Below are 15,078 nucleotides of genomic sequence, written 5' to 3'. Positions count from 1 at the left end.
CCTCACGTCGCTGCCCGCGCCGCGCGGCGGCGTCCGTGGCGTGCGCGAGCGCTACGACCTGCTCAAGGGGCAGCCGCCCGCGCAGCCCCGCGCCTCCGTGCCCGCGATGACCATGACGGCCCAGGGCGTGGAGCTGTCCGTGCCCACGTGGCCGCGCACGCAGGCCTCACCCCAGGTCCCGTCGCTCGCGGGCCAGCGCTGGCTGGTGCTGGAGTCGGCCGCGCCGGGGGCCGCGAGCGTGACGGAGCGCCTGCACCTCGCGGGCGCGGACGTGGTGTCGCTCGTCGCGGGGACGGGCACGTCGGATCCGGTGGCGAAGTGCTTCGCCGTGGATCCCTCCCAGCCTGAAGCCCTGACCGAACACCTGGAGCGCCTGCGCGGCGAGGGCTGGACGCCCGACCACGTCGCGTACCTGTGGCCGCTCCTCAAGGAGCACCGCGACCTGGATGCGGGCCTCGGGACGTCCTTCCACGGGCTGCTCGCGCTGGCGAAGGCGCTGGGCCCCGGCGCCGCGAAGGCGCCGGTGACGCTGGACGTGGTGACCACGGGCGCGCAGGACGTCACGGGCGAGGAGCCCCTGGTGCCCTGGCAGTCCGCCGCCGTGGGCGCCAGCCGGGTGCTGCCGCAGGAGTACCCGGGCCTCACCGTGCGCGCCGTGGACATCACCTGGCCCGCGCCGGACGCGGCCGCTTCCGCTCCGTGGCTGGAGCGGCTGGTGACGGAGCTGTCCTCCGGCCGCGAGCCGGTGGTCGCGCTGCGCGGCCCGTATCGCCACGTGGAGTCGTTCGAACCCGTGGCCGTGCCGTCGGCATCGGCGGCGCTGAAGACCGGCGGGGTCTACGTCATCGTCGGCGGCCTGGGACGCGTGGGCTTCGCGCTCGCGGAGCAGCTCACCCAGGCGGTGAAGCCGAAGCTCGTCCTGCTGTCGCGCCGCACGCTGCCCGCGCCCGGTGAGTGGGACGCATGGCGCGCGGGCCACGACGCCCAGGACGCCACGTCCCGGATCATCGAGCGCGTGCGCTCGCTGGAGCAGGCGGGCGCGCAGGTGCTGGCGCTGCGCGCGGACGCGGGCGTGGCGGGGCAGCTCGACAAGGCGCTCCAGCTCGCGGAGGCGAAGTTCGGCCGCATCGACGGCGTCTTCTACGCGGCGGGCGACGGCGGCATGGCCACGCGCATCTCCGTGGCCGAGTCCACGCCGGAGGCCGCCGCGCCCCTGCTCTCCGGCCGGCTCGGAGGGCTGTCGCGGCTCGCGGAGGCGCTGGCGTCGCGGAGCCCGGACTTCGTCGTGGTGCAGTCGTCGCTCACCGTCCTGCTGGGCGGCATGGCGGTCAGCGCGGTGGCGGCGGCCCACGCCGGCATGGACGCGGTGGCGGCGCAGCAGGGCCGCAGGGGCGGCACCCGCTGGTACACCGTGGACTGGGACGTGTGGGGCGTGGGCGAGGGCTTCCGTCCCGATGCCGTCATCTCCCCCTCGGAGGGCTTCCGCCTCCTGCGCGCGCTCATCTCCCAGCCCACCGGCGGGCGGTACCTCGCGACGCTCGGCTCGCTGGCGGCGCGGCTCCAGGTGGCACGCGAGGGCGCGGCAGCCACGCGTCCTGGCGCGAAGTCCGGCGGCAAGCATCCCCGGCCGCCGCTGGCCAACGCCTTCGTCGCCCCGCGCGACGAGACGGAGGAGCGCGTCGCCGGGCTCTGGCAGGAGCTGCTGGGCCTGGAGACGGTGGGCATCACGGACAACTTCTTCGAATTGGGAGGCCACTCGCTGCTGGGCGTGCAGCTGCTGTCGCGCATCCGGGAGGCCTTCCAGGTGGAGCTGTCCATGCGCGCCCTCTTCGAGTCCCCCACCGTGGAGGTGATGACGGTGGCCATCGTCGAAGCAAGCGCCAGCCAGCTTGATCCCGAAGCCCTGGAAGCCATGCTCGCGGAGCTGGAGCAGGCCTGAAGTCCGCCGTTGGAATGCCCGGGTCCGCGCGCCCTCCCGTAGTACCGTGCGCGGGCCCCTGCCTCTCCTGCCCCCAGGAGAAAAGAGACGTGGAATGAGCCTCACTCAACGCCTGACCGTCACCCAGCCCATGAGGGTCTTCTGGATCACCTGGTTCGGTCAGCTCATCTCGCTCATCGGCTCCGGACTCACCGCCTTCGGCGTGGGCGCGAAGATCTTCCTCGACACGCGCTCCACCACCCAGTTCGCGCTGCTGTCGTTCTTCGCCTTCGCGCCCATGCTGGTGCTGTCGCCCATCGCGGGCGCGCTCATCGACCGGTGGGACCGCCGCCGCGCCATGCTGCTCGCGGACCTGGGCAACGGCTTCAGCACCCTGCTCATCTTCGGCATGGTGCTCGCGAGCAACCGGGGCCTGTTTGAAATCCAGCCCTGGCACTTCTACCTGCCCGTCTCCATCGGCTCGTGCTTCGGCGCCTTCCGCTGGCCGGCCTTCTTCGCCACCGTGTCGCTGCTCGTGCCCAAGCAGCACCTGGGCCGCGCCAACGCGATGGCGGAGGTGGCCAGCGGCGCCAGCCAGATCCTCTCCCCCATCGTCGCGGGCGCGCTCATCGAGAAGATGGGCCTCATCGGCGTGCTGACGGTGGACGTCTTCAGCTTCAGCTTCGCCGTCATCACGCTCCTGATGGTCCGCTTCCCCCGCCCCACCGCCACCGCCGAGGGCCAGCGGGGCAAGGGGTCGCTGAAGGATGAGATCAAGCAGGGGTGGACCTTCATCCGCACGCGGCCGGGCCTGCTGAGCCTGCTGGGCTTCACCATCGTGGCGACGCTGTGCATGGACCTGGTGATGCTGCTCATCACCCCGCTGGTGCTGGCCTTCACGGACATCTCCACGCTGGGCATCATCGCGTCGGTGGCCGGCACGGGCGCGCTCGTGGGCGCCGTCAGCATGGGCGTGTGGGGCGGGCCCAAGAACCAGCTCCACGGCATCCTCGGCTTCCAGGTGCTGTCGGGCCTGGTGCTCTTCATGGCCGCGCCCGTGCCCAGCGTTCCCCTGGTGGCCACCGCCGCCGCGCTCTACCTGTTCACCATGCCGCCGATGCTGGCCTCCAGTCAGTCCATCTGGCAGCGCAAGATTCCGGCGGACCTCCAGGGCCGCGCCTCCGCGGTGAAGCGCATGGTGCTGCTGTGCGTGCCGCCCAGCGTGGCGCTCATGGCGGGCCCGCTCGCGGACGACCTCTTCGAGCCGGCCATGGCCCCGGGCGGCGCGCTCGCCGGCAGCATGGGACGCCTTCTGGGCGTGGGCCCCGGGCGTGGCATCGCCGTCATCTTCATCGTCCTGGGCCTGCTGACGCTCGCCAACGTGGCGGCGGCGTGGATGAACCCGCGCCTGCGCAACCTGGACCGCGAGCTGCCGGACGCCCTGCCCGACGTGCCCGCCACCACGGTGGATGCCGCTGGCAACACCACCCCGACCGCCCCCTCCACCGCTGGAGCTTCCGCGTCATGAGTGCCTTCTCCCAGGTCCTGCGCATGCTGCGCATGCTGCCGTCCGCCATGGCCGTGGCCACCCCTGGCCTGGGCCCCTGGCTCGCCCGTCGCCGGTGGCCGCGCGCCGACGGCACCCTCACGCTGCCCGGGCTGCACGGCAAGGTGGAGGTGGTGCGCGACACGTGGGGCGTGCCGCACCTCTACGCGCAGGACGACCACGACCTGTTCTTCGCGCAGGGCTACGTGCACGGGCAGGACCGGCTGTGGCAGCTGGAGATGGGACGCCGGCTGGTGGACGGCCGGCTCGCGAGCCTCCTGGGGCCGGCCGTGGTGCCGGTGGACAAGATGCTGCTGACGCTGGGCCTGCGCCACATGGCGGAGAAGACCTGGCAGCAGGTGGACCCGGAGGCCCGCGCCATCCTGGAGGCCTACAGCGCGGGCCTCAACGCGCGCATCGCCGCGGAGCCGCTGCCCTACGAGTTCACCGTCATGGACGCGACGCCCGCGCCCTGGACGCCCATGGACACGCTGGTGCGCGGCAACCTGCTGGCGCTGATGCTAGGCGGCAACTACCGGCTGGAGCTGTTGCGCGCGCGGCTGGTGGAGACCGCGGGGGAGGAGGTGGCCAACGCGCTCCTGCCGCAGAACGCGCCCCAGACGCCGCTCATCGTCCCGAAGGAAGCGCGCCTGCCCGGCCTGAAGAACGTGAAGCAGATGTCCGGCCTGGACGGCATGGACGCGGTGCTGGGCGACCCGAACATCGTCTCCGGCAGCAACAACTGGGTGGTGCACGGCCAGCGCACGCAGAGCGGCAAGCCGCTGCTCGCCAACGACGTGCACATCGGCCTGGGGCTGCCGTCCACCTGGTACGAGAACGGCCTGCACGGCGGCCGCTTCGACCACGTGGGCTTCTCCCTGCCCGGCGTGCCCATGCTCATCATCGGGCACAACGGGAAGATTGCCTGGGGCATGTCCAACCTGGGGCCGGACACCCAGGACTTCTACATCGAGAAGCTGGACGACCCGAAGGCGCCGAAGAAGTACCTCTTCCAGGACACGTGGCACGACCTGGAGGTGCGCCGCGAGGAGATCCCCGTCAAGGGCGGCAAGCCCGTGGTGCTGGAGGTGAAGAGCACGCGCCACGGCCCGCTGATGAACGCGGTGCTGGGCGACGAGCTGAAGGACGCCGAGCCCATGTCGCTCAAGTGGGGGCTCGCCGAGTGCAAGCCGCTCATCAACTCCGTGCTGCGCCTCAACCTGGCGACGGACTGGGAGTCCTTCCGCGGCGCGATGAAGCTGTGGGAGAGCCCGGGCCAGAACTTCGTGTACGCGGACACGGCCGGCAACATCGGCTACCAGTCGTCGGGGAAGATTCCCATCCGGCAGGGCCACCAGGGCCTGGTCCCCATGCCGGGCTGGACGGGCGAATCCGAGTGGACGTCCTTCATCCCCTTCGAGGAGCTGCCCGCGTCGTTCAACCCGCCCGCGGGCTACGCGGCCACCGCGAACAACAAGATCACCGACGACGACTACCCGTACCTCATCGCGCACAACTGGTTCCCCGGCTACCGGGCCAAGCGCATCACCGACCTGATTGAGGCGGGCACGAAGCACACCGTGGAGGACATGCGGCGCATCCAGGCGGAGACGTACTCGCTGCCCGCCGAAGCGCTGCGCCCCTACTTCCTGTCGGTGGCCGCGGGCGACGCGCAGCAGCAGCAGGCGGTGGCCGCGCTCCAGGCGTGGGACCTGCGCTTCGAGCCGGACCGGGTGGGCGCCACGGTGTTCCAGGCCTGGTACATCGAGGTGCTGCGCAAGCTGCTCCAGCACAAGCTGGGGCCGGAGCTGGTGAAGCGCTACCTGATGGGCCAGTACGAGCGGCACGGCAGCCTCCACATGCCCTTCGTCATCGGCCTGATGTCCCAGCCGGAGAGCCCCTGGTGGGACGACCCGAAGACGCCCGCGAAGGAGACGCGCGACGACATCCTCCGCGCGGCCCTGGCGGACGCCACCGCGTGGCTGGTGAAGACCTATGGTCCGGACCCGGAGGGCTGGGCGTGGGGCAAGGTGCACACGCTGACGTACGTGCACCAGCCGCTGGGCGGGCCCGCGAGCCCGGGCCCGGTGCGCCGCGCCTTCAACACCCGCACGGTGCCGGCGCGGGGCGACAACTACTCCGTGGACGGCGCCTCGTTCCTGTGGAGCCACCCGTTCAAGGTCGTCCACGGCACCGCGCTGCGGATGATCGTCGACCTGGCGGACGTGTCCCGCTCCGTGTCCGTCCACGCGCCGGGGCAGACGGAACACCTGTTCCACCCGCACCGTGACGACCTGTTGGAGCTGAGCCGCGAGGTGAAGTTCCACCCGATGCTCTTCACGCGGGACGCCGTGGAGCAGCACCGCAAGGCGACGCTGACGTTGACGCCGGCCGTCGCGCTCGTGAAATAAAACAACCCGGACAAGAAGGCCGTCACTCCCCCCGGAGCGACGGGCCTCCTGGCCCGGGTTCGTTGCTTCTGGCTCCAGCGGGAGCCGGCACTCGTGTTCGCGTCGAGTTCCCCCTCAGAAACTCGGCGCTTCCCCCTTCTACGTGCCGACCCCTGCTGACTCCCCCCGTTTCCCGGGCGTCCCCTGGTGCGCTAGGAAGTCCCCCGACTCCCTTCACGCACCGTGTCGCTCGAGCGGGCCCCCCTGCTTCCCGTGCTGCGATGAAGAGACAGTACCGGGACCCCCTTTTCGGGGCTGTGAAGCGGCCCACAGGGCAGGTGTGAAGGCGTTCACACCCACCGGACTTGTCCGCCCGGCCTGGATGGGAGCCTTCCCTACCTGTATCCAGGGAATCCGGGCACAATGGTGACCCCCCCATGTCCTACGCGCAGCTGCTGGCCGAAATCCCCATGTTCGAAAGCCTCGGCCGCGAGGATCTGGAGACCATGTCGTCGCTGCTCCAACCTCGCCGCTTCGCCCGGGGGGAGGTCATCTTCCACCGGGGGGATGTGGGGACGGCGCTGTTCATCATCCGGCGGGGGCAGGTGGCCATCCGGTTGAGCTCCAGCGAGGGGCGGGAGATCACCCTGGCGCTGTTGGACCGGGGAGACGCCTTCGGGGAGCTGTCGCTGCTGGATGGCGAGTCGCGCTCCACGGACGCGATGGCGCGCGAGGAGGCGCACCTGCTCACGCTCCAGCGCGACGACTTCCGCCGCTACCTGGAGACGCGGCCGCAGGTGAGCCTGGCGCTGCTGGCGAACCTGAGCCGGCTGGTGCGGCGCACCACGCAGCATGTCTACGACTCGGCCTTCCTGGACGCGCGCTCGCGGCTGGTGCGGGTGCTGCTGGACCTGGCGAAGTCGCAGGGGCGGCCGAGCCCCGAGGGGCTGGTCATCAGCCCGAAGCTCACCCAGTCGGAGCTGGCCAACCTCTGCGGCGTCACCCGCGAGAGCGTGAACAAGTGGCTGCGCTACTACGTGCGCGAGGGGATGCTCAGCTTCGAGGGCGGGCAGATCGTCCTCATCCAGCCGGAGCGGCTGGGCCAGGACGCGGAGTAGTCAGCCCGCGCCCGGCGGCTCCCACCGCGCGCGGAAGAGGGACAGGGGCTCCTCGCGGCCCTTCACCGTCACGGGGGCCAGCGGCTCCAGGGCGAAGGCGTCCTCGTCCAGGAGGGCGCGCGTGGAGTCGGTGAGGAGCACCTCGTCCGGGCGCGCGACGCCGCACACGCGGCTGGCCACGTTGGTGGCGTCCCCCACGGTGGCGTACTGGAGGTAGCGCTCCGAGCCGATGTTGCCCGCGGCCACCGGGCCGGAGTTGAGGCCGATGTGGACGTGGATTTCGGGCGCGCCCTCCGCGCGCCAGCGGGCGTTGAGCACCTGGAGCGCGCGCTGCATCTCCACCGCCGCGCGCACGGCGCGCTCCGCGTCGTCGGGCCGGGCGAACGGCGCGCCCCACACCGCCATCAGCGCGTCGCCGATGTACTTCTCCAGCGTGCCCTCGTGGCGGAAGACGATGTCCGCCATCACCGGGAAGTACGCGTTGAGCATGTCCACCACCTGCCGGGGCTGGAGGCGGGAGGACATGGCGGTGAAGCCGGTGATGTCGGAGAAGAGGATGGTGACGTTCGCCTCGCGCACCTCCAGCGGCACGCCGCGCAGGGCCTTGAGCTGGCGCACGACGTCGGGCGGGAAGAAGCGCTGGTAGGCGTTGCGCAGCACCGCCTCCTCCTCCAGCCGGCGCGCCAGGTGCGCGTGGTCCAGGGCGATGGCGGCCTGGTTGGCGAAGGCGGTGAGGAACTCCAGGTCCTCGTCGGTGAAGAGGCCGCCCTGCTTGAGGCTGTCCAGGTACAGCACGCCCAGCACCGAGTCGCGCGTGCGCAGGGGCACGCACAGCGAGGCGCGGATGGACTGGCGGAAGACGGAGTCCGCGCCCGCGAGCCGCGCGTCGTCGCGCGCGTCGGTGAAGAGGGCCGCCACGCCGCGCGAGTGCACGTAGTCCACGATGTGCTGGCTGTAGAAGCGCTCCGGCAGCGCCCCGCCCCGCGCGCCCCGGGCCACGCGCGGCACCAGCTCCCCGCTGTCCCGGTCCTTCAGCAGCACCGCCGCCCGGTCCACCGCCCAGATTTGAAAGACGAGCTGGACGACGCGCTCCAGGAGGCCGTCCACCGGGCCCGGCGACGAGAGGATCTGCCCCACCTTCAGGAGCACCTGGAGCTTGTCGCGGGTGCGGTCCGGCGAGCGCGTGTCGAGCAGCGCCTCCATGGGCCCGCCGGAGAAGCGCGTCTCCAGGGGCTGGGTGCGCAGCGGGCCCCAGCCGTCCGGCAGCGGCGCGTCCGGGGACACGAGCTGGAAGGACACCTCTCCGCAGCGGAAGGACTGGCCGTGGCCCAGCTCCTGGCGCGTCACGCGGTGCGGACCCACGAAGGTGCCGTTCTTGCTCTCCAGGTCCACCAGCACCACGCGCCCGCCCTCGCGCTCCAGCCGCGCGTGGCGCCGGGACAGGCTGGGGTGCGGCACGCGGATGCCGTTCTCCTCCGTGCGGCCGATGGTGGTGGTGCCCTCCGGCAGCATCACCACCCGCTCGTCCACCTGCCCTGGGTTGAGGATGAGGCGCATGCGCTCCCGCTCAGGAGGACGTGGACCAGGAAGGCCCCTTGGCCGTGAAGCCGACGGTGGGCGCCACCTGCCGCGACGTGCCGTCCGAGGAGGACGCGGACGCGCTGGCGTGACGGGCCACCACCTCCCGCACGACGAGCGGGGGCGCGTCCTGTCCGGGCAGGCGCCGCTCGCCCGCGGGGCGGCAGTCGAACGCGTCCGCGAGCCGTGAGGCCAGGGCCTCGCTCACCAGCACCTGGTCGCGCGTGGCCACGGTGGCGAGCCTCGCCGCGGTGTTCACCACGTCGCCCAGCACCGTGTGGTCCAGGCGTCCCCGTCCCGCCGCGCCGACGTTGCCGGACACCACCGGGCCGGTGTCCACGCCCATGCAGACGCCGTGCGCAAACGGGGAGCTGTCGCCCCCGCCCCACGCGAGCGCCTGAAGCCGCTGCTTCACCGCGAGGCACGCGTCCAGCGCGCGCGCCACGTGCGCCTCGCCCTGGAAGACGGCCATCACCGCGTCGCCCAGGAACTTGTCCACCACGCCGCCGCGCGTCTCCAGCTCCGGGAGGATGACCTCGAAGTTGGCGTTGAGCCTGCGCAGCGCTGTCTCTGGCGGGTGCTGGCGGGTGACGGCGGTGAAGCCCGCCACGTCGAGGAAGACCACCGTGGCGTCCACCTGCTCGCCCGCGAGCGCGCCAGGGCCGCGCACCAGGGGCAGCACGCGCTCCACGATGCCGCCGTGCACGAACATGCGCAGAAGCGCGTTCTCCTCCGTGGAGCGCACCGCGCGGCGCAGCTCCTTCACGTGGCGCACCGTCTTGGCCAGCGTGGACTCCAGGTCGTCCAGGTCCACCGGCTTCACGAGGAAGTCGAACGCGCCCCGGTTCATCGCCGTGCGCAGGTTGGGCAGGTCGCCGTACGCGGAGACGATGACCACCTTCACCAGCGGATCCACCTCGCCCACGCGGGACAGGAAGGTGAGCCCGTCCATGCGCGGCATGTTGATGTCGCACAGCACCGCGTGCGTGTCCGGGTGCTGGCGCAGCACCTCCAGCGCCTCTTCTCCATCGCGCGCGAAGACGAAGGTGTAGATGCCCTCGCGCACGTGCTTGCGGAAGCGCTGGCGCATCAGCAGCTCCACGTCCGGCTCGTCGTCCACCACCAGCACCTTCGCCGGCTGCGCGGCCCGTCCCGCGTCCACCAGCGAGACGAAGGCCGCGGCGAACTCGCGCGCGGAGGCGAAGCGCTGCTCCGGCCGGGGGTGCAGCGCGCGGAGGAAGAAGGCGTCGCCCGCGGCGCCCAGCTCCGGCACGAGCTGCGAGACGGCCACCGTGGGCGGGTGGAAGACGCCGCGCAGGAGGCCGCCCACGGACTCCGGGCCGTAGGGGAACTGGCCGGTGAGGGCGCGGTAGAGCACCACCGCGAACGACCAGAGGTCCGCGCGCGCGTCCAGGTCCGGAGCCGCGCGCAGCTGCTCCGGGCTCATGTAGCGCAGCGTGCCGGTGAGGCCCTCGGCCTGCGCGTCCACGGGTTCGCCGGAGCGCACGAGCGCGCGCGCGAGCCCGAAGTCGAGCACCTTCACCACCTCCTCGCCGTCCACGTGGGCGAGGAAGAGGTTGGCGGGCTTCAGGTCGCGGTGCACGAGCCCCGCCGCGTGCGCGGCCGCCAGCGCGCGGGCCACCTGCGTGACGAGCGCGGCCACCGTGGCCGGGGACAGGCGCCCGCGCTGCGTGAGGCGCGTCTCCAGGTCCTCGCCCTCCAGCAGCTCCATGACGATGTACGGCACGCCCGCGTCCACGCCGGAGTCATGCACCTGCACCACGTGCGGGTGGCGCAGGCGGGCCACGGCCTGGGCTTCCTGCTCGAAGAGGCGATGGGCCTCCGGCGTGCGGGCCACGACCTCCGACGCGATGAGCTTGAGGGCCACGTGCCGCTGAAGTTGCAGGTCGACGGCCAGCCAGATGGCACCCATGCCACCGCCGCCAATCCTGCGCTCCAGCGCGTACCTGCCGCCCAGCGGGCGCCCGGTGTCCATCGGCCCTGTGTCTCCGTCCCGGGAGCGGCCGTCGCCGCCCCTCGCGAAGTTGGGGATGATGGCACACCTGGGCCGGGCCTGAGGTGGCCATTGCGCCACGCGCCTGCACACCCGGGGTGGGAGGGCGAGCTGTCAGCCGCCGGTCAACCGCTCCGCGAGCCGAGGCAGCACGTCGCCCGCGCGGGCCTCCACGCGCACATCCGCGAGGCTGTCACCCCGGCTCTCCCCGAGGTTGAGGATGCCGATGGGCACGTGGCGCTCGGCGGCGCGGGTGACGAAGCGGTAGCCGGAGTAGACGGTGAGGGACGAGCCCACCACCAGCAGCGCGTCCCCCTCCTCCACCAGCGCGAACGCGTCCTGCACCAGCGGCGCCGCGACGTTGTCGCCGAAGAACACCACGTCCGGCTTCAGCGTCCCGCCGCAGCGGGTGCACGGGGGGACGCGGAAGTCCGCCACGGCCTCCGGCGGCAGCTCCGCGTCGCCGTCCGGGCGCAGCTCGACGACGGTGTGCACGAAGTCCGGGTTGAGGCCCAGCATCCGCGCCTGCACCGACGCGCGGGGCTCCTGCGCCTGGCAGGACAGGCAGCGCACCCGCGACAGCGCGCCGTGCAGTTCGAGCACGCGCTCACTGCCCGCCGCGTGGTGCAGGCCGTCCACGTTCTGGGTGATGAGGCCCGGCACCACGCCGGCCTTCTCCAGCGCCGCCAGCGCGAAGTGGGCCTCATTGGGCCGGGCGGAGGTGAAGCGCGGCCAGCCCAGCAGGCTGCGGGCCCAGTAGCGGGCGCGCACCTCGGGGCGGTTCAGGAACTCGCGGTGCTGGATGGGGTTGCGCACCTTGTGGCGCGTCTCCGGACCTCGGTAGTCGGGGATGCCGGACTCGGTGCTGCAGCCCGCGCCGGTGAGCACCACGACGCGGCGGCCCTCGAGGAGCGAGGCCAGGGCTTCCACGCCCGCTTCGGGCGGAAGGGCGGCGATGGGAGGGGCCGAAGAGAGCGTCATTTCGCGCAAGCGTATAACGCCGTCCCTCCGCGCCCGCCCGGCGTCCCCTCCACCGCCTGACGGGGAGGGGGGCGGCCAGGGTGCGCCCAGGCCCTTCAGCGGATGAGCGTCTCCTGGGAGGGGTCCGCGGCCCTGGGCGTGGCCATGGTGGCCTTGACGGTCTTCCGCGCGGCGGGTGGCAGCCGGTCGATCCACCGGTCCATGGCCTGACGCAGCTCGGGGACGGAGGACTCCTCGTCGGGCAGCGCGGCGACCTCCTGGCGGGCCTCGGCCACGAGCCGCAGGGCCCGGGGGGTGTCCTGCTTCGCGTCCCATAGCGCGCGGGCCAGCATGTAGCGCGCCGCGGGGCGCTCCGCGGGCCGGGGCCGGGCGCGCTCCCAGCCGGTGACGGCCTTCTCCAGCGGGGCCAGCGCCTCGCGCGGACGGCCGAGCACCATGTACGTGCGCCCCAGGTCCACCAGCGCTCCCGTCCAGCCGCCGTTCACGTCGTCCGGCAGCGACGTCTGCAGGGCGGCGGCGCGCTGGAAGTACGGCAGGGACTGCTCCGGCTGGTTGCGGTAGCTGAGCGTCTGGCCCATGCCCCGGAGCACCAGCGCCAGCGTCGGATGGTCCGGGCCCACGCTGGCCTCCAGCTGCGAAATCGCCGTGGCGAAGCGCTGGGTGGCCTCCTCCAGCCGGCCCATGTGCACCAGCAGCGTGCCGATGTTGTTGACGATGATGGCCACCGTGGAGCTGTCGCGCCCTTCGGCCTGCTCGGCGATGCGCAGCGCGCGTTCGTACAGGGGCAGCGCCTCCTCGCGCTTGCCCTGGTATTGCAGCGCCAGCGCCAGGCTGTTGAGCGCGTCCGCCACCTGGGGATGATCCGGTCCCAGCGAGCGCTCCTGGAGCGCCAGCGCGCCCCGGGCCAGCCGCTCCGACTGCACGAAGTCACCCTGCTGCCAGCGCACGCTGGCCTGCTCCAGGCGGATGCGCGCCACGTCCGGATGTTCGGGCCCCAGCGCGCCGCGCACGGTGCCCAGGGCGCGCTCGTACAGGGCCAGGGCCTCCTCCGCGCGCCCCTGCGAGCGGCGCACGGTGCCCAGCTCCACGCGCACGTCCGCGACCTCCAGGGCCTCCGGACCGAAGCGCTTCTCCAGGAAGGACAGCGCGCGCGTGAGCTGCTCGTGGGCCTCCGGGTAGCGGCCCTGCCGCGACAGCAGGCGGCCCAGGTTCGCCGCGAGCGCGCCGCTCAATTCGCCGCTGCCGCCCAGCCGCTCCACCGCGGCGCTGGCGCGCTCCCCGGCCTGCTGCCCCTGGGCGTAGTGGTCCAACCGTTCGCCCGTCACGCGCACCGCCAGCGTCCACGCGCGCGCGGCGGCCTCGTCGTTGCGGCCGGCCTCCGCGGCCCACGCGGCCTGGAGCACCGTCTGCTCCGCGCCCCGGTAGTCCCCGGCCCCGTCCTTCAATTCCGCGAGCAGCAGCAGCGCGTCCGCGGCGCCAGACCAGTCCCCGGCGGCGCGCGCGGCCTGGGCCACCGGCTCCATGCGCGCCACGCCCTGCGAATAGCGTCCGGCGGCGCGCAGGGCCCTGGCGTCCACGAGCGCCTGGAGGAGCGCGACGGTGCGCTCGCGCGCGGCGGGATCATCCGGCGTGGAGCGGCCCCGGGACGTGAGCGCCTCCACATCCGAGCAGCCCGACAGCGGCAGCAGGCCCTCCACCGCGCGGGGGGCTCGCTCCACGAGGTCCGGATCCGCCTGGGTGAACAGCTGCGTGAGCGCGGCCACGTCCGCGAGCCTTGAATCCAGGCAGCGCATGCGCAGCGCCATCACCGCCTCGCTCTGCTCGCCCCGCACGCGGGTGGCCTCGCACGCCGCCGTGCGCGTCGTCACCCAGGCGGCGGTGTACGCGTTCAGCCCGCGGCGCACGTGGCGCAGGGCATCGTGCGCGAAGCGGCGCTCGGTGCCGACGAAGGCCTGGTCCACCGCGTGCTGGCGCGCGGCGTCCCACACGCCGTCCAGCGCCCGCGCGGCGCCCTCGCAGCCCGTGGTATCGCGCCGCTGGAGCACGCCGGTGACGGCCACCGCCGACAGCACCAGCACCGACGCGCCGGCGATGCGCAGCCTTCGCGTGCGGCGCGCGGTGGGGTTGGCCACCAGCTCCGCGATGAGCGCCTCCATGGAGGCGTGGCGGTCCTCGGGCCGCACCGACAGGCCCTTGAGCAGCACCCGGCGCAGCCACTGCGGCACGCCCGAGTGCCGGGGCACGCTCTTCACCCTCCCTGCGTGCACCGCCTGGGACAGCTCCTCCACCGTCGAGCCCGCGAAGGGGCGCTCGCCGTAGAGCCCCTCGTAGAGCGCGGCGCAGAAGCCGAACTGGTCGCTGAAGGCGTCGGTGCGCTCCTCGGGCGGGAACTGCTCCGGGGCCATGTACGCGGGCGTCCCGCCCTCCATGGCGCGGGGGCGCGCGAAGCCTCCGGGCGTCACCGGGGGGACCACGGCGCCGGACATGATCCGCGCCAGGCCGAAGTCCGTGACGCGCACCCGGCCGTCCTGGCCGACGAGGATGTTCTCCGGCTTCACGTCGCCGTGCACGACGCCCACCGCGTGCGCCGCGGCGAGCCCCCGGCCCGCGGCGACGAAGACGTCCACCACCTGGCGCCACGGGTGGGGGCCGTCCTGCTCCCACTTGCGCAGCGTCTGCGCGTCCACCAGCTCCATGGCGAGGAAGACCTGCCGGCCGAAGGTGCCCACGTCGAAGACGGAGACGACGTGCGGATGGGAGACGCGCGCCATGGCCTGCGCCTCGCGCAGCACCTGCGTGCGGCCGGCCTCCGCGCCCAGGCCCAGGGCCTCCACCTGCAGCAGCTTGAGCGCGACGCGCCGGTCCAGCTCCGGGTCATACGCCACGTACACGACGCTCATCCCGCCCACGCCCAGCATCTCCAGGATGAGGTAGCGCCCCACCGCGGTGCCCCGGGCAAGCGGCGGCGTGGGCAGGCGCAGGCGCGGCTTCCGGCCCCGCCACGGCTCCACGGGCAGCGTGGCGAACTGGCTGCCGAGGACCTCCTCTTCGGGAGCCTGCGCCTCCTCGGGGGAGGGCGGCTGCACCTTCAGCGCCTCGGACACCATGCGCCGGCAGGAGGGACACGTGTCCAGGTGCTCGTCCACGACGGCGGCCCGTGCGGGCGGCAGCGTCCCGAGCAGGAGGTCCATGAACGTGGGTTCATCGAGACAGGCGGGGGGCATGGCAGGCACGTGTGAGGGCAGCACACCAGGAGTCACGGCCTCCGTCGAGTCACCCCGGGGACTGTTTCGCGCGTCCAGGGGTTGCCTGCTCGGCGGGGTTGGACGTCGGTTCGCGAACGCCCGCGCCGGTCCTGGTTGAGTGGGAGGGGGCTTTCTGAAAGCGTCCGGGCATGCGGCGCCTGCGACGTCTTGGATGGGCTGGCCTCCTGTCCCTGGCACTGCACGCCGTCGTGCTCCTGCTGCTGTGGCGGGTGAGCCCCGCGCCGTCCCAGCGGACCTCCCGGCTGCGCGCGAAGGCGATCGAGGTGG

Annotated in this window: 8 protein-coding genes; 4 read left to right on the top strand and 4 right to left on the bottom strand. The window is 72.9% G+C overall.

The genetic code is table 11. The features are described from left to right. The 4 genes from D7V93_RS20975 to D7V93_RS20960 all read left to right on the top strand — a co-directional run. On the top strand, window positions 1–1,939 hold a 1,939-nt coding region (locus D7V93_RS20975), incomplete at its 5' end, for a KR domain-containing protein (RefSeq protein WP_120645107.1). A gap of 94 nt (window positions 1,940–2,033) precedes the next feature. Further along, window positions 2,034–3,446 carry an MFS transporter gene (locus D7V93_RS20970; RefSeq protein WP_120645106.1) on the top strand — a complete coding sequence of 471 codons (1,413 nt, stop codon included), beginning with the start codon at window positions 2,034–2,036 and terminating at the stop codon, window positions 3,444–3,446. Further along, the gene (locus D7V93_RS20965; protein WP_120645105.1) at window positions 3,443–5,875 is read left to right on the top strand and encodes a penicillin acylase family protein; all 2,433 of its coding nucleotides are present in this window, start codon (window positions 3,443–3,445) and stop codon (window positions 5,873–5,875) included. The genes D7V93_RS20970 and D7V93_RS20965 overlap by 4 nt, the downstream gene beginning before the upstream one ends. Window positions 5,876–6,291: 416 nt before the next feature. Next, a complete protein-coding gene (locus D7V93_RS20960) occupies window positions 6,292–6,972 on the top strand; it encodes a Crp/Fnr family transcriptional regulator (RefSeq protein WP_120645104.1) in 681 nt (226 codons plus the stop codon). Here D7V93_RS20960 and D7V93_RS20955 read toward each other — a convergent pair whose 3' ends face one another. From D7V93_RS20955 to D7V93_RS20940, 4 genes are all read right to left on the bottom strand, one after another. Beyond that, window positions 6,973–8,529, bottom strand: a complete 1,557-nt coding sequence (locus D7V93_RS20955; protein WP_120645103.1) for an adenylate/guanylate cyclase domain-containing protein — start codon at window positions 8,527–8,529, stop codon at window positions 6,973–6,975. Window positions 8,530–8,539: 10 nt separating this feature from the next. Further along, a complete protein-coding gene (locus tag D7V93_RS20950) occupies window positions 8,540–10,546 on the bottom strand; it encodes a protein kinase domain-containing protein (protein WP_120645102.1) in 2,007 nt (668 codons plus the stop codon). A 132-nt stretch (window positions 10,547–10,678) separates the two neighbouring features. After that, the gene (locus D7V93_RS20945) at window positions 10,679–11,545 is read right to left on the bottom strand and encodes an NAD-dependent protein deacetylase (protein WP_120645101.1); all 867 of its coding nucleotides are present in this window, start codon (window positions 11,543–11,545) and stop codon (window positions 10,679–10,681) included. 95 nt (window positions 11,546–11,640) lie between these two features. After that, the gene (locus tag D7V93_RS20940; protein WP_120645108.1) at window positions 11,641–14,769 is read right to left on the bottom strand and encodes a tetratricopeptide repeat protein; all 3,129 of its coding nucleotides are present in this window, start codon (window positions 14,767–14,769) and stop codon (window positions 11,641–11,643) included. Between the last annotated feature and the right edge of the window lie 309 nt (window positions 14,770–15,078).

It is taken from the genome of Corallococcus llansteffanensis (assembly GCF_003612055.1).
Classification (GTDB): Bacteria; Myxococcota; Myxococcia; order Myxococcales; family Myxococcaceae; genus Corallococcus; species Corallococcus llansteffanensis.
The sequence above is the reverse complement of the archived record's forward strand: the minus strand, read 5'-3'. Positions and strand labels throughout refer to the sequence as shown.